Annotated in this window: 24 protein-coding genes; 15 read left to right on the plus strand and 9 right to left on the minus strand. The window is 62.8% G+C overall.

What is annotated here, in order from left to right; translation table 11 throughout:
- The first annotated feature begins 241 nt into the window (after positions 1–241).
- From AC0ZZU_RS08245 to trpE, 7 genes are all read left to right on the plus strand, one after another.
- The gene (locus tag AC0ZZU_RS08245) at positions 242–1,366 is read left to right on the plus strand and encodes an ABC transporter ATP-binding protein (RefSeq protein WP_476340011.1); all 1,125 of its coding nucleotides are present in this window, start codon (positions 242–244) and stop codon (positions 1,364–1,366) included.
- 40 nt (positions 1,367–1,406) lie between these two features.
- Positions 1,407–2,441, plus strand: a complete 1,035-nt coding sequence (locus tag AC0ZZU_RS08250; protein WP_476340012.1) for an ABC transporter substrate-binding protein — start codon at positions 1,407–1,409, stop codon at positions 2,439–2,441.
- A gap of 66 nt (positions 2,442–2,507) precedes the next feature.
- A complete protein-coding gene (locus tag AC0ZZU_RS08255; RefSeq protein ID WP_476340013.1) occupies positions 2,508–3,755 on the plus strand; it encodes an ABC transporter permease in 1,248 nt (415 codons plus the stop codon).
- An 11-nt stretch (positions 3,756–3,766) separates the two neighbouring features.
- Complete coding sequence (locus AC0ZZU_RS08260; protein ID WP_476340014.1) at positions 3,767–4,594, plus strand: ABC transporter permease; 828 nt, start codon at positions 3,767–3,769, stop codon at positions 4,592–4,594.
- Positions 4,595–4,735: 141 nt separating this feature from the next.
- Complete coding sequence (gene rpe, locus AC0ZZU_RS08265; RefSeq protein WP_476340016.1) at positions 4,736–5,410, plus strand: ribulose-phosphate 3-epimerase; 675 nt, start codon at positions 4,736–4,738, stop codon at positions 5,408–5,410.
- Positions 5,407–6,225: a phosphoglycolate phosphatase gene (locus AC0ZZU_RS08270; RefSeq protein ID WP_476340018.1), complete on the plus strand. Its 819-nt coding sequence runs from the start codon at positions 5,407–5,409 to the stop codon at positions 6,223–6,225. Before rpe ends, AC0ZZU_RS08270 begins: the two co-directional genes overlap by 4 nt.
- A 70-nt stretch (positions 6,226–6,295) precedes the next feature.
- A complete protein-coding gene (trpE, locus tag AC0ZZU_RS08275; RefSeq protein WP_476340019.1) occupies positions 6,296–7,777 on the plus strand; it encodes an anthranilate synthase component I in 1,482 nt (493 codons plus the stop codon).
- Positions 7,778–7,823: 46 nt separating this feature from the next.
- Here trpE and estP read toward each other — a convergent pair whose 3' ends face one another.
- The gene (estP, locus tag AC0ZZU_RS08280) at positions 7,824–9,710 is read right to left on the minus strand and encodes an esterase EstP (protein ID WP_476340020.1); all 1,887 of its coding nucleotides are present in this window, start codon (positions 9,708–9,710) and stop codon (positions 7,824–7,826) included.
- A 370-nt stretch (positions 9,711–10,080) separates the two neighbouring features.
- Between estP and AC0ZZU_RS08285 the strand changes: the two genes are divergently transcribed.
- From AC0ZZU_RS08285 to AC0ZZU_RS08300, 4 genes are read left to right on the plus strand one after another with little or no spacing between them, the layout of a single operon-like run.
- Entirely contained in the window at positions 10,081–10,674 is a 594-nt protein-coding gene (locus tag AC0ZZU_RS08285) for an aminodeoxychorismate/anthranilate synthase component II (protein ID WP_476340021.1), read from the plus strand.
- A gap of 9 nt (positions 10,675–10,683) precedes the next feature.
- Positions 10,684–11,733 (plus strand): anthranilate phosphoribosyltransferase, encoded by a 1,050-nt coding sequence (gene trpD / locus AC0ZZU_RS08290; RefSeq protein ID WP_476340022.1) that lies wholly within the window; start codon positions 10,684–10,686, stop codon positions 11,731–11,733.
- Positions 11,730–12,563, plus strand: a complete 834-nt coding sequence (trpC, locus tag AC0ZZU_RS08295; protein WP_476340023.1) for an indole-3-glycerol phosphate synthase TrpC — start codon at positions 11,730–11,732, stop codon at positions 12,561–12,563. Before trpD ends, trpC begins: the two co-directional genes overlap by 4 nt.
- A 52-nt stretch (positions 12,564–12,615) precedes the next feature.
- The gene (locus tag AC0ZZU_RS08300) at positions 12,616–13,320 is read left to right on the plus strand and encodes a lipoate--protein ligase family protein (RefSeq protein ID WP_476340024.1); all 705 of its coding nucleotides are present in this window, start codon (positions 12,616–12,618) and stop codon (positions 13,318–13,320) included.
- On the opposite strand, the gene crp is transcribed toward AC0ZZU_RS08300, so the two are convergent.
- The gene (gene crp, locus AC0ZZU_RS08305) at positions 13,317–13,961 is read right to left on the minus strand and encodes a cAMP-activated global transcriptional regulator CRP (protein WP_476340025.1); all 645 of its coding nucleotides are present in this window, start codon (positions 13,959–13,961) and stop codon (positions 13,317–13,319) included. The genes AC0ZZU_RS08300 and crp overlap by 4 nt on opposite strands.
- A 185-nt stretch (positions 13,962–14,146) precedes the next feature.
- On the opposite strand from crp, the gene AC0ZZU_RS08310 reads away from it, so the two are divergent.
- Positions 14,147–14,569, plus strand: a complete 423-nt coding sequence (locus AC0ZZU_RS08310; RefSeq protein ID WP_324118511.1) for an OsmC family protein — start codon at positions 14,147–14,149, stop codon at positions 14,567–14,569.
- A gap of 16 nt (positions 14,570–14,585) precedes the next feature.
- Here AC0ZZU_RS08310 and coq7 read toward each other — a convergent pair whose 3' ends face one another.
- From coq7 to hemJ, 4 genes are all read right to left on the minus strand, one after another.
- Positions 14,586–15,233, minus strand: a complete 648-nt coding sequence (gene coq7, locus AC0ZZU_RS08315; RefSeq protein WP_476340026.1) for a 2-polyprenyl-3-methyl-6-methoxy-1,4-benzoquinone monooxygenase — start codon at positions 15,231–15,233, stop codon at positions 14,586–14,588.
- Between the two features lie 65 nt (positions 15,234–15,298).
- On the minus strand, positions 15,299–15,637 hold the full coding sequence (locus AC0ZZU_RS08320) for a histidine triad nucleotide-binding protein (RefSeq protein ID WP_476340027.1): 339 nt from the start codon (positions 15,635–15,637) through the stop codon (positions 15,299–15,301).
- A gap of 67 nt (positions 15,638–15,704) precedes the next feature.
- A complete protein-coding gene (locus AC0ZZU_RS08325) occupies positions 15,705–16,484 on the minus strand; it encodes an SDR family NAD(P)-dependent oxidoreductase (RefSeq protein ID WP_476340028.1) in 780 nt (259 codons plus the stop codon).
- Positions 16,485–16,550: 66 nt separating this feature from the next.
- Positions 16,551–16,976: a protoporphyrinogen oxidase HemJ gene (hemJ, locus tag AC0ZZU_RS08330; protein ID WP_476340029.1), complete on the minus strand. Its 426-nt coding sequence runs from the start codon at positions 16,974–16,976 to the stop codon at positions 16,551–16,553.
- A gap of 141 nt (positions 16,977–17,117) precedes the next feature.
- Here hemJ and argC point away from each other — a divergent pair, with 141 nt between their 5' ends.
- Positions 17,118–18,152, plus strand: coding sequence for an N-acetyl-gamma-glutamyl-phosphate reductase (gene argC / locus AC0ZZU_RS08335; protein WP_476340030.1), 1,035 nt, complete (start codon positions 17,118–17,120; stop codon positions 18,150–18,152).
- A 153-nt stretch (positions 18,153–18,305) separates the two neighbouring features.
- Positions 18,306–18,656 carry an iron-sulfur cluster insertion protein ErpA gene (gene erpA / locus AC0ZZU_RS08340; protein ID WP_158461321.1) on the plus strand — a complete coding sequence of 117 codons (351 nt, stop codon included), beginning with the start codon at positions 18,306–18,308 and terminating at the stop codon, positions 18,654–18,656.
- A 63-nt stretch (positions 18,657–18,719) separates the two neighbouring features.
- On the opposite strand, the gene AC0ZZU_RS08345 is transcribed toward erpA, so the two are convergent.
- Entirely contained in the window at positions 18,720–19,811 is a 1,092-nt protein-coding gene (locus AC0ZZU_RS08345) for an anhydro-N-acetylmuramic acid kinase (RefSeq protein ID WP_476340031.1), read from the minus strand.
- Positions 19,812–19,814: 3 nt separating this feature from the next.
- Positions 19,815–21,233, minus strand: a complete 1,419-nt coding sequence (locus tag AC0ZZU_RS08350) for a peptidoglycan DD-metalloendopeptidase family protein (protein WP_476340032.1) — start codon at positions 21,231–21,233, stop codon at positions 19,815–19,817.
- A gap of 212 nt (positions 21,234–21,445) precedes the next feature.
- Between AC0ZZU_RS08350 and tyrS the strand changes: the two genes are divergently transcribed.
- Entirely contained in the window at positions 21,446–22,645 is a 1,200-nt protein-coding gene (gene tyrS, locus AC0ZZU_RS08355) for a tyrosine--tRNA ligase (RefSeq protein ID WP_476340033.1), read from the plus strand.
- Positions 22,646–22,800: 155 nt separating this feature from the next.
- On the opposite strand, the gene AC0ZZU_RS08360 is transcribed toward tyrS, so the two are convergent.
- The coding region (locus AC0ZZU_RS08360; protein ID WP_476340034.1) for a hypothetical protein at positions 22,801–23,012 on the minus strand (212 nt) is incomplete at its 5' end.

The following is a 23,012-nucleotide window of genomic DNA, read 5'->3' on the forward strand; positions in this document are numbered from 1 at the left end:
GCCCGCTGGGTCTGCAATCGCAGTCTGTCTGACACATTGCGGTGACTGACCCAGCGGGCCCTTTGGGCCCGTTTCGCGACACAAGGCCGCTCCTACAAGGGACCGCGGGCGGGTTGGAGATGCTGAAAACCGTCATCACTGTAGGGCAATCCCTACGTCATTCTCTCAGTCCTCCCGATTTCGCCGGTACTGAGGCCTGTCTAGTCTTCGCCCAGCAGTCATCCAACAAGAAGGTACGGGTATGAGCGAGGCGAATTCGAATGCTGCGACCGGTGAGGTGCTGGTCAGCTTCCGTGGTGTGCAGAAGAGCTACGACGGCGAATCGCTGATCGTCAAAGACCTCAACCTGGATATCCGCAAGGGCGAATTCCTGACCTTGCTCGGCCCGTCCGGCTCGGGCAAGACCACCAGCCTGATGATGCTGGCGGGCTTCGAGACACCGACCGCCGGGGAGATCCAACTGGGCGGGCGCTCGATCAACAACGTGCCGCCGCACAAGCGTGACATCGGCATGGTGTTCCAGAACTACGCGCTGTTCCCGCACATGACCGTGGCCGAGAACCTGGCTTTCCCCTTGAGCGTGCGCAACCTGAGCAAGACCGACATCAGCGAGCGCGTCAAACGGGTGCTGGGCATGGTGCAGCTCGATGCTTTCGCCAAGCGCTACCCAGGCCAGCTTTCCGGCGGCCAGCAGCAGCGTGTGGCGCTGGCCAGGGCGCTGGTGTTCGAGCCGCAGCTGGTGCTGATGGACGAACCGCTCGGGGCGCTGGACAAGCAGCTGCGCGAACACATGCAGATGGAGATCAAGCATATCCACCAGCGCCTGGGCGTGACCGTGGTCTATGTGACCCACGACCAGGGCGAAGCACTGACCATGTCCGACCGCGTTGCGGTGTTCCACCAGGGCGAGATCCAGCAGATCGCCGACCCCCGTACCCTGTATGAAGAGCCCAGGAACACGTTTGTGGCCAACTTCATCGGCGAGAACAACCGCCTGAACGGCATCCTGCTCGGCCGCAATGGTGGCCGCTGCCAGGTCCAGTTGCCCCGTGGCGAGCGGGTCGAGGCGCTGGCGGTCAATGTGGGCGAGGCCGGCGAGCCGGTCACCCTGTCGATCCGTCCCGAGCGGGTGCGCCTCAATGGCCACAGCGAGAGCTGCATCAACCGTTTCTCGGGCCGGGTGGCCGAGTTCATCTACCTGGGCGACCACGTGCGGGTGCGTCTGGAGGTCTGCGGCAAGACCGATTTCTTCGTCAAACAGCCCATCGCCGAGCTTGATCCAGCGCTGGCGGTGGGCGATGTGGTACCGCTTGGCTGGGAGGTAGAGCACGCCCGCGCGCTCGACCCGCTTGGCGAAGCTCACTGATCGACAGCTTCACCAACCCTGTACTGTGGAGAGAATAATAATGCGCAAGCAGTTGAAACTGACCGCCCTGGCTCTGGGCCTGTTCGCCGCAGGCCAAGCCCTGGCCGCCGACCTCACGGTGATCTCTTTCGGTGGCGCCAACAAGGCCGCCCAGGTCAAGGCGTTCTACGAGCCGTGGGAGAAAGCCGGCAAGGGCAAGATCGTCGCTGGCGAATACAACGGTGAAATGGCCAAGGTCAAGGCCATGGTCGATACCAAGAGCGTGTCGTGGAACCTGGTGGAGGTCGAATCGCCTGAGCTGGCCCGTGGCTGTGACGAAGGCATGTTCGAAGAACTCGACCCGGCGCTGTTCGGCAATGAAGCCGACTACGTGCCCGGTGCCATCCAGCCATGCGGCGTAGGCTTCTTCGTGTGGTCCACGGTGTTGGCCTACAACGCCGACAAGCTCAAGACCGCTCCCACCAGCTGGGCCGATTTCTGGGACACCAAGCAGTTCCCGGGCAAGCGCGGCCTGCGCAAGGGTGCCAAGTACACCCTGGAGTTTGCCTTGATGGCCGACGGCGTGGCGCCCAAGGAAGTCTACAAGGTGCTGGGCACCAAGGAAGGCCAGGACCGCGCCTTCAAGAAGCTCGACGAGCTCAAGCCGAGCATCCAGTGGTGGGAAGCCGGCGCCCAGCCGCCGCAATACCTGGCTTCGGGTGACGTGGTCATGAGCTCGGCCTATAACGGCCGCATCGCCGCGGTGCAGAAGGAGAGCAACCTCAAGGTGGTGTGGAATGGCGGCATCTACGACTTCGATGCCTGGGCCATTCCGAAGGGTGCCAAGTCTGCCGAGCAGGCCAAGCAGTTCATCGCCTACAGCGTGCAGCCCGAGCAGCAGAAGATCTACTCGCAGAACATCGCCTACGGCCCGGCCAACACCAAGGCCGTCAGCCTGCTGTCGGACGACGTGAAGAAGGACATGCCGACCACCCCGGAAAACATCGCCAACCAGGTACAGATCGACGTGGCCTTCTGGGCCGACAACAGCGAGCAGCTGGAACAGCGCTTCAACGCCTGGGCAGCCCGCAAGTAAGCCGCACCTCTGGGGCGCCCTCCGTTGGGGTGGCGCTCCCTGTTTTCCCGATTTCCGGAGTTCGCTATGGCCATCGCAGTGCCCCTCAAAGAAGGCGCCGGTTCAAACCTCAAGCAGCGCCTGGCGCGTGCCGAGCGGGTCAACCGCTGGAAGGCGCAGGCGTTGATCGCCCCACTGGCGCTGTTCCTGTTGCTGGTGTTCCTCGTCCCGATCGCCGCGCTGCTGTACAAGAGCGTGGGCAACCCTGAGGTGGTAGCCGGGCTGCCGCGCACCGTCGAGGCCGTGGCTCAGTGGGACGGCAAGAGCCTGCCCGGTGAGGATGTCTACAAGGCACTGGGCCAGGACCTGGCCGAGGCGCGCAAGAACCAGACCCTGGGAGACCTGTCCAAGCGGCTGAACATGGAGCTGGCCGGCTATCGCAGCCTGCTGTCCAAGACCGCCCGCGCCTTGCCGTTCAAGAGCGAACCCGCTTCCTATAAAGAAGCCTTGCAGACCCTCGACGAGCGCTGGGGTGATCCGGCCTACTGGCAGGCCATCCGCCGCAACACCAGTACTGTCACTCCTTATTACCTGCTGGCCTCGGTCGACCATCGCATCGATGACCTGGGCGAGCTGGCCAAGGCCACGCCCGACCAGGCCATCTACCTTGATATCTTTGCCCGCACCCTGTGGATGGGCGTTGTGATCACGGTGATCAGCCTGGTCCTCGCCTACCCCTTGGCGTACCTGCTGGCCAACTTGCCGACACGCCAGAGCAACCTGTTGATGATCCTCGTGCTGCTGCCGTTCTGGACCTCGATCCTGGTGCGGGTGGCGGCGTGGATCGTGTTGCTGCAATCGGGAGGGCTGATCAACAGCGCGCTGATGGCCACAGGTATCATCGATCAGCCGCTGGAACTGGTGTTCAACCGCACCGGGGTCTATATCTCGATGGTCCATATCCTGCTGCCGTTCATGATCCTGCCGCTGTACAGCGTCATGAAAGGTATCTCGCCAAGTTACATGCGGGCGGCGATCTCGCTAGGGTGCCATCCGTTCGCCAGCTTCTGGCGAGTGTACTTCCCGCAGACCTATGCCGGTGTCGGCGCAGGCTGCCTGCTGGTGTTCATCCTGGCCATCGGTTACTACATCACCCCTGCGCTGCTTGGCAGCCCGAACGACCAGATGGTCAGCTACTTCGTGGCGTTCTATACCAACACCAGCATCAACTGGGGCATGGCCACCGCGCTGGGCGGGCTGTTGCTGCTGGCGACGGTGCTGCTGTACCTGATCTATAGCTGGCTGGTCGGCGCCAGCCGCCTGCGCCTGAGTTGAGGAGCCTTGTCATGCTGAGTCCGTACATGTCGCCCGTCGAGCGGGTCTGGTTCTATACCCTGCGCATTCTCTGCGGCCTGGTCCTCCTGTTCCTGGTGCTGCCCGTACTGGTGATCATCCCGTTGTCGTTCAACAGCGGGAGCTTCCTGGTGTACCCGCTGCAAGGCTTTTCGCTGCAGTGGTACCAGGACTTCTTCGGCTCGGCCGAGTGGATGCGCGCACTGACCAACAGCATCATTGTTGCGCCTGCGGCAACGGCGCTCGCGATGGTCTTCGGGACATTGGCCTCGATCGGCCTGACCCGTGGCGATTTCCCCGGCAAGTCGCTGGTCATGGCGCTGGTGATTTCACCGATGGTGGTGCCAGTGGTGATCATCGGTGTTGCCAGCTACCTCTTCTTCGCGCCGTTGGGAATGGGCAACAGCTTCATCTCGCTGATCCTGGTGCATGCGGTGCTGGGTGTGCCGTTCGTCATCATCACCGTCTCGGCGACCCTGCAGGGCTTCAACCAGAACCTGGTGCGCGCAGCGGCCAGCCTCGGTGCTTCGCCGCTGACCACCTTCCGCCGGGTCACCTTGCCGCTGATTGCCCCCGGAGTGATCTCGGGGGCGCTGTTTGCCTTTGCCACTTCGTTCGATGAAGTGGTGGTGACGCTGTTCCTGGCCGGGCCCGAGCAGGCGACCCTGCCACGGCAGATGTTCAGCGGGATTCGAGAGAACCTAAGCCCGACGATTGCCGCGGCGGCAACGCTGTTGATCGCGTTTTCGGTCGTGTTGTTGCTGACGCTGGAATGGCTGCGCGGGCGGAGCGAGAAGCTGAGGACGCAGCAGCCTGCCTGATCGGTGCTGCTCTCTTCGCTGGCTTGCCAGCGAAGAGGCCAGTGGTCTCAACATAGAGTCCATGGTTGACACCAGTCAGCGCCAATCCCCCCGCCTGGGTTACAATGCGCGCCACCGTGATTTCTGCCCTACAGGTGCGCCATGCAGCCCTACGCTATTGCCCCCTCCATTCTCTCCGCCGACTTTGCCCGCCTGGGCGAGGACGTCGACAAAGTGCTCGCCGCTGGCGCCGACATCGTTCACTTCGATGTGATGGACAACCACTATGTACCCAACCTGACCATCGGCCCGATGGTCTGCACCGCCTTGCGCAAGTACGGCCTGACCGCGCCGATCGACGTGCACCTGATGGTCAGCCCGGTCGACCGCATCATCGGCGACTTCATCGAAGCGGGCGCGACCTACATCACCTTCCACCCTGAAGCGTCCCAGCACGTCGACCGCTCGCTGCAGCTGATTCGTGACGGCGGCTGCAAGGCGGGCCTGGTGTTCAACCCGGCCACCAGCCTGGATGCACTCAAGTACGTGATGGACAAGGTCGACATGGTCCTGCTGATGAGCGTCAACCCAGGCTTCGGCGGCCAGAAGTTCATCCCTGGCACCCTCGACAAGCTGCGCGAAGCCCGTGCGCTGATCGATGCCAGCGGCCGTGATATCCGCCTGGAGATCGATGGCGGCGTCAACGTCAACAACATCCGCGAAATCGCCGCGGCTGGCGCCGATACCTTCGTGGCCGGTTCGGCGATCTTCAACGCGCCCGACTACCGCGAAGTGATCGACCGGATGCGCGCCGAGCTGGCCCAGGCCCGCCCATGAGCGGCTTCGAGCAGCTGTTTCCCGGAACGCTGCCCAGGCTTGTGATGTTCGATCTGGACGGTACCCTGATCGACTCCGTGCCTGACCTGGCTGCGGCCGTGGACCGCATGCTGCTCGAAATGGGGCGCCCGCCAGCAGGTCTCGAGGCGGTCCGCCACTGGGTCGGCAACGGCGCCCAGATCCTGGTGCGCCGTGCCCTGGCCGGCGCCCAGGAGCATGAGTCGGTAGATGACACAGAGGCCGAGCGGGGTCTTGAGCTGTTCATGCAGGCCTATGCCGACAGCCATGAACTGACCGTGGTCTACCCGGGGGTGCGCGACACCCTCAAGTGGCTGAGCAAGCAAGGCGTGGAAATGGCGCTGATCACCAACAAGCCCGAGCGATTCGTCGCCCCCTTGCTGGACCAGATGAAGATCGGCCGGCATTTTCGCTGGATCATCGGCGGCGACACCCTGCCACAGAAAAAGCCCGATCCTGCGGCCCTGCTGTTCGTCATGCAGATGGCCGGCGTGTCGGCCGAGCAGTCGCTGTTCGTGGGTGATTCGCGCAGCGATGTGCTGGCGGCCAAGGCAGCCGGCGTCAAGTGCGTTGGCCTGACCTACGGCTACAACCATGGTCGTCCGATCAACGACGAATCGCCCAGCCTGGTCATCGATGACCTGCGCACGCTGCTGCCTGGTTGCGTACGTTCTGCCACTGGGATAACGTTGACGGATCTTCAAGCCTCAGCAGACAGAGAGTCCACCGTGGCAGTGACCGGCAAATTCTGGATGAAAGTCATCAAGGCCCTGGCGCGTTGGCGCTGGCGAGCCTGACAACCGCCTGCTGGCGCCCGCCGGCCCGTCCGCTTGCCCGACCCACTGCTGCTTGCCTCCGAGGCTACCCATGATCCGCGAAGAATTTCTGCGCCTGGCCGCTGCCGGCTACAACCGCATTCCCCTGGCCTGCGAAACCCTGGCCGACTTCGACACCCCGCTGTCGATCTACCTCAAGCTGGCCGACCAGGCCAACTCGTACCTGCTCGAATCGGTCCAGGGCGGCGAGAAGTGGGGCCGCTACTCGATGATCGGCCTGCCATCGCGCACCGTGCTGCGCGTGCACGATCACCAGGTCAGCGTCACCCATGACGGTGAAGAGATCGAAAGCCTTGAAGTGGAAGACCCGCTGGCCTTTGTCGAGACCTTCAAGGACCGCTACAAGGTTGCCGACATCCCTGGCTTGCCGCGCTTCAACGGTGGCTTGGTCGGCTACTTCGGCTACGACTGTGTGCGCTACGTTGAAAAACGCTTGGGCAAGTGCCCGAATCCCGACCCCTTGGGCGTGCCGGACATCCTGCTGATGGTCTCGGACGCGGTAGTGGTGTTCGACAACCTGGCAGGCAAGATGCACGCCATCGTCCTTGTCGACCCCGCTGACGAACAGGCCTTCGAGCAGGGCCAAGCGCGCCTGCAACAACTCCTGGCCAAGCTGCGCGAGCCGATCACCCCGCGCCGTGGCCTGGACCTGAGCGGTCCGCTTGCCGCGGAGCCTGCCTTCCGCTCCAGCTTCACCCAGCAGGACTATGAGCGCGCGGTGGACACCGTCAAGGAATACATCCTGGCCGGCGACTGCATGCAGGTGGTGCCGTCGCAGCGCATGTCCATCGACTTCAAGGCCGCGCCCATCGACTTGTACCGGGCGCTGCGCTGCTTCAACCCGACGCCGTACATGTACTTCTTCAACTTCGGCGACTTCCATGTGGTCGGCAGCTCGCCCGAGGTGCTGGTCCGCGTCGAGGACAAGATGGTCACCGTGCGGCCGATCGCCGGTACCCGGCCACGCGGCGCGACCGAAGAGGCCGACCAGGCCCTCGAAGACGACCTGCTCTCGGACGAAAAGGAAATTGCCGAACACCTGATGCTGATCGACCTGGGCCGCAATGACACCGGGCGGGTCTCAGAGACTGGTTCGGTGCGCCTGACCGAGAAGATGGTCATCGAGCGCTACTCCAACGTGATGCACATCGTTTCCAATGTCACCGGGCAATTGCGCCAGGGCCTGACGGCCATGGACGCACTGCGGGCGATCCTGCCGGCGGGTACGTTATCCGGCGCGCCGAAGATCCGTGCCATGGAGATCATCGACGAGCTGGAGCCGGTCAAACGTGGTGTGTACGGAGGGGCCGTGGGCTACCTGGCGTGGAACGGCAACATGGACACGGCCATTGCCATCCGCACCGCGGTGATCAAGGACGGCGAGCTGCATGTGCAGGCCGGTGGCGGCATTGTCGCCGACTCGGTGCCTGCGCTGGAGTGGGAAGAAACCATCAACAAGCGCCGCGCGATGTTCCGCGCGGTGGCGCTGGCGGAACAGCCGCCCAAGGCATAAGCGAAAACGGCGCTCCAGGTGAGCGCCGTTCTTGTTTCTGCACCGATCAGAAGTCCAGGCTGAGGGCCAGGCTCGCGCCTTGCTGGGTCAGCTCGTCGCTGTTGCGCCAGGTATAGTTGCCGCGAAGGGTAAGGCCGGGCGCAAGCGCCTGGCTCAAGCCCAGGCTGGCGCGGGTCAGGTTGCTCTCGGGGGTGTAGCCAACCAGGGTGAAATCATTGCCCGGCACCGAGACCAGGTGCATCGTCAGGTCCTGACTGTCGTCCTCGAACTCATGCTCTCGCGCCACCTCGGCGTACAGCTTGGTGCTCCGGCCAAACATCACACTACCCAGCAGCCCGGCACCGACCCGGCGTGAAGTCCGGTCCTGCTCATCGTATGCCAAGGCGGTCGAGCGATCGCTCTGTTCCGTATAACCGTCGACCTTCACCCGCGCGTAGTCGGCGCTGATGAACGGCGAGAGTTGCCAGGCGCTGCCGCTGGCGGCCAGATTGAAGCCCAGGCGCCCGGCCGCAGCCCAGGCTTCGCCATCGGTATCACCCTTTTCGGTACGGTCGTTGACGCCCAGGGCAAAGGTGCGCTTGAGGTCGTTGAAGTCCAGGTGGCCGCCCGTCAGTGCCACATCGGCCCACAAGCGGTTGTACTGGAACTGGGCGAAGACAGTGGCAAGGTAGCTGTCCAGCTTGTAGTCCGAGTCGGCCGGGCCCGCTTCCAGTTTCTGCTGGTAGGCACCCGCCACCAAGCCAATGCGCCAGGCCTCGGTCAAGCGGTAGCTGCCGCCGAGTGTCAGGTTGTAGCCCCGGCCATCACCGCTGGCGGCGCTGTTCTGACTGTCGTAATCCAGGTCCTGGGCGCCGGCGGCGACGATCGCCTGCCACTCCCCGACTTGCTGCCACGGAGTCTGCCACTGGTTGCGCAGTTCATCCTGTTGCGCGCGCAGGCTGGCGTGGGCCATTTCCGGCAACAGGGTCAGCTCCCACGGGGCCGAGAGGATCGAATAGCCATAGTCGGCGATCAGTTGCTGGCCGGCGATGGTCGGGTGCACCGAGTCATTGAACAGCAACTTGGTAGGGTCAGGTGTTGCGCCGCTGATTCCGTAGACCGGGTTTTCCACGCAGTCATTGCCGCTGTAGCAGGTACCGATCAGGTTCTGGCCGGTGGCCAGGCCATAGCGGGCTGGGTCGGAGACCGCCTCATTGAGCAGGGAGGGGATGTTGAGCGGAATGATCTCGGCATCGATCTGCCCGAGCTGGCTGAGCAGCGCCTGGTTGAACACTTGGGACAACTGCGAGACTGCGCCCTGGTTGGGCGTGCCACTGAAGTTCGGGGTAAGGCCCAGGTCCGGCAGCATCCAGACCATGATGTAGCGCGCGCCGCCTTGTTGCAACGCCTGGGCGCTGGCCGCGAGACGGGTCCCGGCTGCCGCCGCCTCGGCCGGGCTGTTGACCAGGCCCTGGAGGAAATCATTGCCGCCGCCAGTCAGGTAGTAGAGGGCGTTGGGGTCTGCGCGCAGGCCGTTGGCCAGGTAGCCGTCGCGGTCTCGCAGGACGAACCCGTTAGGCAAGGCGACTTCGGATGTGTCGGTGATCGAGTCGAGTACCTGGTCGGTGCGATAGCCGCCGACCCCCCAGTTGTTGCCATCGGGCAGGCCTGTGATTTCGTTCAATACCGAGGTGGATGGCCCGAGTTCAGTCGCCGAAAAGCCCAACCGCGACCCTAGGATCATCGGCGAAACCGGCGCGTAGCGGCCGTTGGCATCCCGATTGGTAAAGCGCAAACCGTCGGATAAACCCGCAAGGTCGGGAAACTGCCCTGCATCGGCGAGGCTGTCGCCGAATACGATCAGGGTGGAGTAGGGCGAGGGCGCGGCCATCGCCTGGCTGCAGGCCAAAGTGAGCAGGCCGAGCAGGGAACGCAAGAGTGGAGGTTTGCGCATGCGGCGGATCCTTTTCATTGTTGTTTTCGGCGTGAACCGACTAAACATAGCAAAGGCCCGGGCATTGCAAGGAAGTCCCTTCGCCGCGCCGTATTCCCGGCCATATTGCGCCCGCCGCCCCGGTAGGCTACTGTGCGGTCACGTATGAGCGAGAACTACCCCGTGTTGATCGTCAGCAAACTCTTGATGCGCGTAATCAAGGCCCACGCCCGTTGGCGTTGGCGCGCCTGACTTTATCTTTGCCGGTCTGTCCGGCCCGTCCTCCCTTGCCTTCCTGCTTTCCCACCGCCTCGCGCGGGATGTCCACGGTCGTGGCCGGCAGCAAGAAGGTGCGAATTCCAGGTCAGTAGATTCAAGAGGTTGACCCCAGATGTTACTGATGATCGACAACTACGACTCCTTTACCTACAACGTCGTGCAGTACCTCGGCGAGTTGGGGGCAGAGGTCAAGGTCATTCGCAACGACGAAATGACCATTGCCCAGATCGAAGCTCTCGACCCCGAACGCATCGTCGTATCCCCAGGGCCTTGCACGCCCAGCGAAGCGGGGGTCTCCATCGAGGCCATCCTGCACTTTGCCGGCAAGTTGCCGATTCTGGGTGTGTGCCTGGGGCACCAGTCCATTGGCCAGGCCTTTGGAGGCGAGGTGGTCCGTGCCCGCCAGGTGATGCATGGCAAGACCAGCCCGGTGCTGCACCGCGACCTCGGCGTATTCGCCGAGCTGAACAATCCGCTGACAGTCACCCGCTACCACTCGCTGGTGGTCAAGCGCGACACCTTGCCCGATTGCCTTGAAGTGACCGCCTGGACGGCCTTGGAAGACGGCTCGGTCGACGAGATCATGGGCCTGCGCCACAAGACCCTGAACATCGAAGGGGTGCAGTTCCACCCCGAGTCCATCCTGACCGAGCAGGGCCACGAACTGTTCGCCAACTTCCTCAAGCAGACCGGCGGCCGCCGCTAAGGATCGATCATGGATATCAAGAGCGCGCTGGGCCGTGTGGTTGCCCAGCTGGACCTGACCACCGAAGAAATGCGCGACGTCATGCGTCAGATCATGACCGGACAATGCACCGAGGCGCAGATCGGCGCCTTCCTGATGGGCATGCGCATGAAAAGCGAGACCATCGACGAGATCGTCGGTGCTGTGTCGGTGATGCGTGAGCTGGCGCACAAGGTCGAACTGCAAAGCCTTGACGGTGTGGTCGATATCGTCGGCACTGGTGGCGATGGCGCCAATATTTTCAACGTTTCCACCGCTTCGTCCTTTGTCCTGGCCGCCGCCGGTTGCAAGGTGGCCAAGCACGGCAACCGCGCGGTGTCGGGCAAGAGCGGCAGTGCCGACCTGCTGGAAGCGGCAGGTATCTACCTGAACCTCACACCCGTCCAGGTAGCCCGCTGCATCGACAGCCTGGGGATCGGGTTCATGTTTGCCCAGACCCACCACTCGGCCATGAAACATGCCGCCGGCCCGCGACGTGACCTGGGCCTGCGCACCCTGTTCAACATGCTGGGCCCGCTTACGAATCCGGCCGGCGTCAGGCACCAGGTGGTCGGGGTGTTCAACCAGGCCCTGTGCCGCCCGCTGGCGGAGGTCCTGCAGCGCCTGGGCAGCAAGCATGTACTCGTGGTCCACTCCAAGGATGGCCTGGACGAGTTCAGCCTGGCCGCGCCTACTTTCGTGGCGGAATTGAAAAATGACCAGGTCACCGAATACTGGGTCGAGCCGGAAGACCTGGGCATGAAAAGCCAGAGCTTGCATGGCTTGGCGGTCGACGGTCCGCAGGCATCGTTTGAACTGATCCGCGATGCCCTGGGCCGTCGCAAGACCGAAATCGGCCAGAAGGCGGCTGAAATGATCGTGCTCAATGCCGGTGCCGCCCTGTATGCGGCGGACGAGGCGATGAGCCTCAAGGCCGGCGTCGAGCTGGCCCATGACGTGCTGCATACCGGCCTTGCCTGGGAAAAATTGCAGGAGCTCGGCGCCTTTACCGCAGTATTCAAGCAGGAGAATGAAGCATGAGCGTACCGACCGTGCTGGAAAAGATCCTTGCCCGCAAGGTTGAAGAGGTTGCCGAGCGCAGCGCGCGGGTTTCCCTGGCGGAACTCGAGAACCTCGCCAGGCTCGCCGATGCGCCGCGTGGCTTCGCCAAGGCCCTGATCGACCAGGCCGCGCGCAAGCAGCCTGCGGTAATCGCCGAAATCAAGAAGGCCTCGCCGAGCAAGGGCGTGATCCGCGAGCACTTCGTCCCGTCAGAGATCGCGGTCAGCTACGAGAAGGGCGGGGCCACCTGCCTGTCGGTGCTGACGGACGTGGATTACTTCCAGGGTGCCGACGCCTACCTGCAGCAGGCGCGCGCCGCTTGCCAGCTGCCGGTGATCCGCAAGGACTTCATGGTCGACCCGTATCAGATCGTCGAGGCTCGCGCTCTGGGGGCTGACTGCGTGTTGCTGATCGTAGCGGCCCTGGACGATGTGAGGATGGCCGAGCTGGCCGCCACCGCCAAGGGCGTTGGCCTCGACGTGCTGGTCGAGGTTCACGACGGCGATGAGCTGGAGCGCGCCTTGAAGACTCTCGACACGCCACTGGTTGGGGTCAACAACCGCAACCTGCACACCTTCGAAGTCAGCCTGGAAACCACCCTCGACCTGCTCCCGCGGATCCCGCGCGATCGGCTGGCGATCACCGAGAGTGGCATCCTCAATCGCGCCGATGTCGAGCTTATGCAGATCAACGAGGTGTACTCGTTCCTGGTGGGTGAGGCCTTCATGCGTGCCGAGCAGCCGGGGCTGGAGTTGCAGCGCCTGTTCTTCCCCGAGCGGGTGGTGCACAAGGTCCAGGAGCTGGATTGATCCAGGCGAAGCCGGCGGATGCCGGCTTTTTTGCGTCTACAAGGTGATAGAGATGACTGATCAACCCCTTGCCCTGACCGTCGAGTCCGGGCTGCAGGCCGAGCAGGACTTGCTGGCCGCGGTGTGCCGAGGCGAGCAGGCGGCCGGCGTGCTGTTCTGGAAACCGACCGATCACGCCCTGGTGATGCCGCGGCGCATGAGCCGGCTGGAGCATTTCGAGGTGGCCTGCGCCGAGCTCGCGATCGCCGGCTGGCCGGTGCTGCTGCGTGAGACGGGCGGCGAACCGGTGCCACAGTCTTCGTCGGTGGTCAACGTGGCCCTGGTCTACGTGGCGCCCCGCAGCGAAGGGGATCACGGGCGCATCGAGCAGGCCTACCAGCGCTTGTGCGATCCGCTGTGCGAGGTGCTGCGGGAATGGGGCGGACTGGCGTCGGTTGGCGAGATCGATGGAGCGTTTTGCGACGGGCGCTACAACGTCAACCTCAATGGCCGCAAGCTGGTAGGTACTGCCCAGCGCTGGCGCCAGGGGCTGGGCGGCAAGCGTCCGGTGGTGCTGGTGCATGGCGCGCTGCTGCTGGATAACGAGCGTGAGTCCATGGTTGCGGCAGTCAATCGTTTCAACGAATGCTGCGAACTCGACCAGCGCTGCAGGGCCGACAGCCATATCGCCCTTCACGAGGTAGTGCCCCAGGCGCCGCTGTACGCGCGGTTGGGTCAGGCCTACGCCGATGTAATCGCGGCCCTGCCCAAGGACTAGCGAGTGCCGTAGACCACCATGGTCTTGCCCTTCACGTGGACCAGGCTGCGTTCTTCCAGGTCCTTGAGCACCCGGCCGACCATCTCGCGGGAGCAGCCGACGATGCGGCCAATTTCCTGGCGGGTGATCTTGATCTGCATCCCGTCGGGGTGGGTCATCGCATCGGGCTGCTTGCACAGTTCGAGGAGGCAGCGGGAGACGCGACCGGTGACATCGAAAAACGCCAGGTCACCGACCTTACGGGTCGTATTGCGCAGGCGCTGGGCCATCTGGCTGCCGAGGGCGTAGAGCATTTCCGGATCCTGACGCACCACCTCGCGAAACTTGTCATAGCTGATTTCAGCCACTTCGCATTCGGTCTTGGCACGAACCCAGGCGCTGCGCTGCTGCTCTTGCCCAGTGGGCTCGAAAAGGCCAAGTTCGCCGAAGAAATCGCCATGATTGAGGTAGGCGATGATCATCTCGTGCCCCTCTTCATCCTCGATCAGGATAGTCACCGACCCCTTGATGATGAATGACAGCGTCTCGGCCTTGTCACCGGCGCAAATGATATTGCTCTTGGCGGCGAAGCGGCGGCGCTGACAGTGGGCCAGCAGCTTTTCGATGTTCTTGATCTTGGCAGGTAAGGCTGAGGCAACCATGACTGAATCTCGGTAGAAGCAACGCATCGGACTTTTGTTGGTGACGGGACGGGCGCCAGTGATTTGGCGCCAGCTTATCAGACACTCTTGGCGGTATCGGCAAAAAGCTCGGCGTCTTGAGCTTTTCCAGCGGCCCGGCAGGGTCTAAGCTGGCAACCTTTTTACAGGCAAGGGAGTCGGGACAGATGAAGGCACGTATCCAATGGGCCGGTGAAGCGATGTTCCTCGGCGAATCGGGGAGCGGTCATGTCGTGGTCATGGATGGTCCACCGGAGGCCGGAGGCCGCAACCTGGGTGTGCGCCCGATGGAAATGCTTCTGCTGGGCCTGGGTGGCTGCAGCAATTTCGACGTGGTCAGCATCCTGAAGAAGTCGCGCCAGGCGGTGGAAAGCTGCGAAGCCTTCCTTGAAGCCGAGCGCGCCGATGAAGACCCCAAGGTCTTCACCAGGATCCACCTGAACTTCGTGGTCAAGGGCCGCGGGTTGAAGGAGGCCCAGGTCAAGCGCGCGGTCGAGCTGTCGGCGGAAAAATACTGCTCGGCGTCGATCATGCTGGGCCGTGCGGGTGTGGAAATCACCCACGGCTACGAGATCGTCGAGCTGGGTTGAGACCCAGCCCGCGTACTCAGATCCGGTACGTGCTCTTGGTCATCACCTTGGCCATCAGGCTCATGCCGAACCGAACCGGCGCCGGGAAGCGGAAACCACCGGCTTCCAGCGCCGAGTCCGCATGATGTTCCTCATCGATACGCATCTGCTCGAGAATGGCGCGGGACTTTTCGTCCTCGTGAGGGATCTGCTCGAGGTGCTCGTCAAGGTGCTTGCACACCTGATGCTCGGTAGCCGCGACGAATCCCAGGCTGACCTTGTCGCTGACCAGACCGGCAAGCGCGCCGATACCAAACGACATGCCGTAGAACAACGGGTTCAGTACGCTGGGGTGACTACCTAGCTGGCGGATGCGCTGCTCGCACCAGGCGAGGTGATCGACCTCTTCCTCGGCGGCATGTTCCATGGCCTTGCGGACCTGAGGCAGCTTGGCGGTCAGGGCTTGGCCCTGGTACAGCGCCTGGGCGCAGACTTCACCGGTGTGGTTGATACGCATCAGGCCGGCGACGTGGCGTGCCTGGGTTTCGTCCAGCTGCGCATCCGGCTGAATGATGGCCGGGGAGGGGCGGGACGGTTGGCCGCTGAAGGGGAGCAAGGTGCGCATGGCTGTATCAGCCTGCAGCAACAAGCGGTCGAGCGGCGAGTAGTGACGTTCGGTAGCCATCGGGCACCTCCGCAAGAGTGTGCCCGACAGTCTAACCCAATCGGCGGGTGGCGGCTTGCCTTGGATCAGCCCGGTGGCCAGTGCATCTGGCGCTGGCCAAGCACGTGCATATGGATGTGATAGACGGTCTGGCCGCCCAATTCGTTGCAGTTCATGACCACCCGAAAGCCCTCCTCGCAGCCAAGCTCCCTGGCCAGCCGCTGGGCGGTGAACAGGATGTGGCCGGCCAGGCCCTTGTCGTCTTCGGTCAGGTCATTGAGGGTACGGATCGGCTTTTTCGGGATGACCAGGAAATGTACCGGTGCCTGGGGGGCGATATCGTGGAAGGCCAGAACCTGGTCGTCCTCGTAGATGATATTCGCCGGGATCTCCCGGTTGATGATCTTGGTGAAGAGTGTCTCCACAGCGCTTGCTCCATGGTGGTGGTCCGCCCTGAGTGTACCCAGCGCGGCGGCACTCGCCCAGTGGGTGTTACGCGCCGACGGGCCGGTAGGCGCGGTTGATCAGCCCGGCCAGCTTGCGCGTCAGCCAGCGCGGCAGCAGGCGGGGGGCTCGGGCCAGCCAGCGGTTGCGCCGTCCGGGTAGAATCAGCGCGCGGTTCTTGTCCAGGGCGCGCACGGTGTACAGCGCCACTTCCTCGGGGGTCAGGCAGCGCTTGCTGCTGTCCAGGCGGGGGATACGCCGCTTCGGTGAGCGAACCGGACCTGGGCACAGCACGGACACCTTGATACCGGTACGCTTGAGCTCTTCACGCAGGGCTTCTGAAAAATGCACCACGTACGCCTTGCTGGCGGCATAGCTGGCCATCCAGGGGCCCGGCGCGAAGGCTGCGATACCGGCGACGTTGAGGATCTGCCCGCCGCCTTGCACCGCCATGACATTGCCTACGGCATGGCACAGGCGCGAGAGGGCGATGATATTGACCTCCAGAAGATCCTGTTCATCCGCCCACTCCTGGGCCATGAACGGCCCATGAGAGCGCAGCCCTGCGCAGTTGACCAGCAGGTCTATCTGCCGCTCTCCCTCTTCGAGTTCGAGGATGAAGCCTGACAGCCGCAACGGCTCGCTGAGATCACAGGCCCGAAACAGTACCTCCACGCCAAACCGTTGAGTCAGCTCGATGGCCACCGGCTCCAGCGCCTCGCGCTGACGCGCCACCAGGATCAGGTTGCGTCCACGCCGTGCCAGGGCCTCCGCCAGGGCAAGGCCCAGGCCGCTGGAAGCACCGGTGATCATGGCGTAACGGGACATGCAGAGCTCCTTGAGCGGCAAAAGAGGGCGCCTAGTGTACAGCCTGCCCTGTGTCCGTGTGGCGTTCTAGAAGGGTTTGACCACCACCAGGATCACGATCGCCAGCAGCATGACCACCGGCACTTCATTGAACCAGCGGTAGAAGACATGGCTTCGGGTGTTCTCGCCGCGGGCGAAGCGCTTGAGCTGCGCACCGCACATGTGATGGTAGCCGGTCAGCAGGAGAACCAGTGTCAGCTTGGCGTGCAGCCAGCCCTGGCTCAGGAAGCCCGGCGCCAGGCTCACCAGCCAGATGCCGAACACGTAGGTGGCGATCATCGCCGGACCCATGATGCCGCGGTACAGCTTGCGTTCCATGGTGATGAAGCGCTCCTGGCTGATGCTGTCCGTACTCTGGGCGTGGTAGACGAACAGGCGGGGCAGGTAGAACAGCGCGGCGAACCAGCAGACCAGGCTGACGATGTGCAGCGCTTTGATCCAGAGATAAAGCATGGGGATGTTCCTTCAGGTTTTCACGGTCGTCAGATAGTAGAGGCGAAGCGGCCCAGGGGCTATCTCAAGAGTTGTTACAGAGGCTGTGCACCCCTATTATCGAAACCTTTCCAGTTGGTTCGTTGATAAGGGGCAAGCGTTATGATCAAGGTCGGTATCGTTGGCGGCACGGGTTACACCGGGGTCGAGCTGTTGCGTCTTCTGGCGCAGCACCCACAGGCCGAAGTGGCGGTGATCACCTCGCGTTCCGAAACCGGCGTGGCGGTTGCCGACATGTACCCGAACCTGCGCGGTCATTACGACGGCCTGGCCTTCAGCGTGCCAGACACCAAGGCCCTCGCCGCGTGCGATGTGGTTTTCTTCGCCACCCCGCATGGCGTTGCTCATGCGCTGGCGGGCGAGCTGCTGGCTGCCGGCACCAAGGTCATCGACCTGTCCGCCGATTTCCGCCTGCAGGATGCCGATGAGTGGGCCAAGTGGTACGGCCAGCCCCATGGCGCGCCCGGTCTGCTCACGGATGCGGTCTACGGTCTGCCTGAAGTCAACCGTGAGAAAATCCGCGAGGCCCGGCTGATCGCTGTGCCAGGCTGCTACCCGACCGCTACCCAGCTGGGCTTCCTGCCGCTGCTCGAGGCCGGCGTGGTTGATCCTCTGCGCCTGATCGCCGACTGCAAGTCGGGTGTCAGCGGCGCCGGGCGGGGTGCGGCGGTAGGTTCGCTGTTCTGCGAAGCGGGAGAGAGCATGAAGGCGTACGCGGTCAAGGGCCATCGCCACTTGCCCGAGATCAGCCAGGGCCTGCGCCTTGCTGCCGGCCAGGATATCGGCCTGACCTTCGTGCCGCACCTGACCCCGATGATCCGCGGCATCCATTCGACCCTCTATGCGACCGTCACGGATACCTCTGTCGACCTGCAGGCGCTGTATGAGAAGCGCTATGCTGACGAACCGTTCGTCGACGTGATGCCGGCCGGCAGCCATCCGGAAACCCGCAGCGTGCGCGGTGCCAACGTCTGCCGCATCGCCGTGCACCGGCCGCAGGATAGTGACCTGGTGGTCGTGCTGTCGGTGATCGACAATCTCGTCAAGGGCGCTTCGGGCCAGGCTGTGCAGAACCTGAACATCCTGTTCGGCCTCGACGAGCGCATGGGGCTGTCCCACGCAGGCCTGATGCCTTGATCGCGGCGGCAGGCTTCAAGCAGGCGCGATGCCGGTCGACGATCATCGTGAGGCTTGGAGCTTGCCGCTTCAGTATTGTTGACCGATTTTCTCGGAGAAGCGGATAATGCGCGTCATCAGGTTTTATGGCGGCACAGCGCCGGGAGAGTCAGCATGAGCGTCGAATCCTTCACCCCTGTAGCCTTGCAGTTCACTCAGGGTGCAGCGCACAAGGTGAAGACCCTGGTCGATGAAGAAGGCAATGAACGTCTGAAGTTGCGCGTGTTCGTGACGGGCGGCGGTTGTTCGGGTTTCCAGTACGGCTTCACCTTCGATGAAGATGTGGCCGAGGATGACACCGTGGTCGAGCGCGAAGGCGTGGCCCTGGTAGTCGATCCGATGAGCTTCCAGTACCTGGCAGGCGCCGAGGTGGATTACCAGGAAGGCCTGGAAGGCTCGCGCTTCGTGATCAAGAACCCGAATGCCACCACCACTTGCGGGTGTGGTTCGTCGTTCTCGATCTGAGTCAGGGTTGCTTTACGAAAACGCCGCGCATCTGCGCGGCGTTTTTCGTCATGGGCAGGTGGGTCAGGCCGGGTAGATCGCGCCCAGCAGGCGCAGGCCCTTGGCTCCGGTCACGCTGGGCCGGTTGCCCGGAATCTGCTCAAGGCAGCAATGGGCCAGCCAGGCGAAGGCCATGGCCTCTATCCAGTCCGGATCAATACCATGAGCGGCAGTGCTGCTCACCTTGGCCTGGGGCAACAGGCCTGCCAGGCGCCGCATCAGTGCGCCATTGCGGGCACCGCCGCCGCAGACCAGCAAAGTCTCGGTGTCCTGCTGGGCGCTGCGCAACGAATCGATGATGCTTCGAGCGGTCAGTTCCAGCAGGGTGGCCTGTACATCCTCATCGCGATAAGCGGCGAGCTGGGCCAGGTGGCTTTGCAACCATGGCAGGTTGAATACTTCACGACCTGTGCTTTTAGGGCCGGTACCGGCGAAAAACGGATCATTGAGCAACGCGGCGAGGAGCGGTTCGATGACCGAGCCGCTGGCGGCCCAGGCGCCATCCGCATCATATTGCTGGCCGCGCTTGAGATCGATCCAGGCGTCGAGCAGGACATTGCCCGGGCCGCAGTCGAAACCGTGTACCGGCTGCTCCTGATCGATCAGGCTGAGGTTGCTGAAACCGCCCACATTGAGCACTGCCAGGCGCTGGCCCAGATGGGCGAACAGGGTGTCATGGAAGGCTGGCACCAAGGGCGCGCCCTGACCGCCAGCGGCAACGTCACGGCGGCGAAAGTCTCCCACCACACTGATGCCGGTGAGCTCGGCAAGCAGGGCCGGGTTGCCAATCTGCACGGTGAAGCCGCGTGCAGGCTCATGGCGAATGGTCTGGCCGTGGCTGCCAATGGCGCGGATGGCCCCGGCCTCCAGGTGCTGCTCGGCGAGTAGCTGGGCTATGCCTTGCGCAGCGAGCGTCGCCCAGCTGTTTTCGGCCAGCGCGGCGCGGGCGATCTCATCCGGGCCGCTGGCGCAAAGGGTGAGCAGGTCCTGGCGCAGGTTCGCGGGCATGGGAATGTAATGGGTGGCGAGCAGCTTTGACTGCCCGGCCTGTTCGATAAGGGCGATGTCCAGTCCATCCAGGCTGGTCCCGGACATCACTCCCAGATAGAGCGCCATGACTTAACGCTTGTTCGACGCGAGCATGGTGGCCTTTTCCTGGTCCATGCGGGCGATCATTGGCTGGCTCTGCTGCAGGAAGCGCTGGCGCTCGGCCTTGGCGATCGGGTCAGCCATAGGCAGCTTCTGGCCGAGTGGGTCGACGTGCACGCCATTGACCTGGAACTCGTAATGCAGGTGGGGGCCGGTGGAAAGGCCGGTGGTGCCGATATAGCCGATGATCTGGCCCTGCTTGACCGTGCCCCCTGTCTTCACGCCCTTGGCGAAGCCCTGCATATGACCGTAGAGGGTCTTGTAGGTATTGCCATGCTGGATGATCACGGTGTTGCCGTAACCACCGCGACGTCCTGCGAGCAGCACCTTTCCGTCACCGGCCGCCTTGATCGGTGTACCGCGTGGGGCAGCGTAATCGACGCCCTTGTGAGCGCGGATCTTGTTGAGGATAGGGTGCTTGCGCCCGTTCGAGAAGCGCGAGCTGATGCGGGCGAAGTCCACCGGGGTGCGGATGAACGCCTTGCGCATGCTGTTGCCGTCGGCGGTGTAGTAGTTGGTGTTGCCTTGCTTGTTGGTGTAGCGCACCGCCGTGTAGGTCTTGCCGCGGTTGGTGAACCGGGCCGAGAGAATGTTGCCGGTGCCTACTACCTTGCCGTCCATGACCTTCTGTTCATAAACCACGTCGAATTCGTCGCCCTGGCGGATGTCCTGGGCAAAATCGATGTCATAGCCAAACACGCGTGCCATGTCCATGGTCAGGCTGTGCGACATGCCCGCGCGCTGGGCCGAGGCGGACAGCGAGCTCTTGATGGAGCCGTGGACATAGGCGGTGCGCACGACCGGCTTGCTGATCTCGCGATCAAAGCTGAAGCCCTTGGCGCTGCGGGTCAGGCGGATGCTCTCGAGGCTGCTGACCTTGCTGTGCAGGCTGGTCAGCTGACCGTCCTTGTCGAGCTCGAACTGCAGCACCTGCCCATGCTTGAGCTGGCTGAACTGCTTCGCCTGCTTGTTGCTCGCCAGAAGGTCATGGACTGCATTGGCCGGCAAGCCCACCTTGGCGAACAGGGTGGAGAGGGTGTCGCCGCGGGCAACCGTCACTTCACGATGGCCGGGCAGCTTCGCCTCCGCCTTTTCCACTGCAGCGGGCTGGGCATCGCTGGCCTGCTCGGTGGCGGGCTTGGGTGTCTCGACCTGCGCAAAGGGCGTGCCGGTGGTGTCCTGGGACTGCACCAGTGGGGCATCCAGTGCCTCGTCCTTGAGCTGCTCGCCCGGGCTTTCGAGTTCAAGGCTCAAGGTGGTCTTCTTGGCTTCGACGTCGCTGGAAGGAAATACCAGGAGGGCCAGGCTGAGGAGGGCGGCGATGCCGCTCGCGGCCAGCAGATGGCTCTTCGGATAAAGCGGTGGCGCTTTAGTCGGTTCGTTGGTCATGAGTGAGATAACTTTGAAAAAAGTGAATTGGAAAAGATGAATGACATGATGAAGATGAAATAACTGTATAAAATATAACCAAATCCATCCCTGCGCAAGGGCGGCAGACGTCATCAGGTAGTCATCGGGTCACACCCGGGGCAAAAACTTGTATTTGATGGCTGATCTTGTATGGTTGGGTCCCTTTGAATCTGAGCCTTGCGGGTCTGTGTATGAAGTCGGTTGAAGAGCAGCTGGCGCTTATCAAGCGCGGTGCGGAAGAGGTACTGGTCGAGTCCGAATTGGTCGAGAAGCTCAAGCGCGGTCAGCCGCTGCGTATCAAGGCGGGCTTCGACCCGACCGCGCCGGACCTGCACCTGGGTCACACGGTACTGATCAACAAGCTGCGCCAGTTCCAGGATCTGGGGCATCAGGTGATCTTCCTGATCGGTGATTTCACCGGCATGATCGGTGACCCGAGCGGCAAGAGCGCCACGCGTCCACCGTTGACCCGTGAGCAGGTCCTGGACAACGCCGAGACGTATAAGCAGCAGGTGTTCAAGATTCTCGACCCGGCCAGGACCGAGGTCGCGTTCAACTCCACCTGGATGGACACCCTGACCCCGGCCGACTTCATCCGCCTGGCGTCCCAGTACACCGTGGCGCGCATGCTCGAGCGGGACGATTTCGACAAACGCTATACATCGAGCCAGCCGATCGCGATCCATGAGTTCCTCTACCCGCTGGTACAGGGCTACGACTCGGTGGCGCTCAAGGCTGATGTCGAGCTGGGCGGCACCGACCAGAAGTTCAACCTCCTGATGGGTCGTGAGCTGCAGCGCGCCTATGGCCAGGAAGCGCAGAACATCGTGACCATGCCGCTGCTCGAAGGGCTCGACGGCGTGAAGAAGATGTCCAAGTCGCTGGGCAACTATGTAGGTATCCAGGAAGCCCCCGGGGTGATGTACAGCAAGCTGGTGTCCATCCCGGACACGCTGATGTGGCGTTATTTCGAACTGCTCAGCTTCCGCTCCATGGAAGAGATCGACGCACTTCGCGCCGACGTCGAGAAGGGCGCCAACCCGCGTGATGTGAAGATCAAGCTGGCCGAGGAAATCGTTGCACGTTTCCATGGCGAGGAAGCAGCTGCCAACGCGCACCGTGCTGCCGGCAACCGGATGAAAGAAGGTGAGCTGCCTGAGGACTTGCCGGAGATCGAACTGAGCGCTGCCGAGGAGATGCCGATCGCGGCTGTCCTCAACAAGGCCGCACTTGTGAAGAACTCTGCTGCGGCGCGTGATCTGCTGGCGGCAGGAAGCGTGAAAGTGGACGGTGCTGTAGTGGATCGCGGCTTCATGTTCGCGGTCGGTGCTACCCATGTTTGCCAGGCAGGCAAAAAGACCTTCGCACGCATTACCCTCAAAGCCGAGTAAAGCTATATAGAGAAGCAAAGCGGGGAGGCCAAGGGCCTCCCCGCTTTGTTTTCACTAATGTTGAGGTTTATTTGAAACAGGGGTTGACGCTTTCTCGGATCCCCTTATAATGCGCCCCACTTCCAGCGTAGTTGGAACGGAAAACTCCTTGAGAATCAACGAGTTGGATGTTCAGGGCAGCAGCCGGAAGTGGCTCCGGTCGAAAGATCGGTAGCGGTGAAAAAGGTGGTTGACAGCAGGTTGAAACGCTGTAGAATTCGCCTCCCGCTAGCAGTGATGCAGCGAGTCAAGTGTTTGAAGTTAAACAGCTTTCTGGTTAAAAACTTCAAAATAAACGCTTGACAGACACAGAGGAAAGCGTAGAATG

The organism is Pseudomonas sp. JE3303, assembly GCF_056312565.1.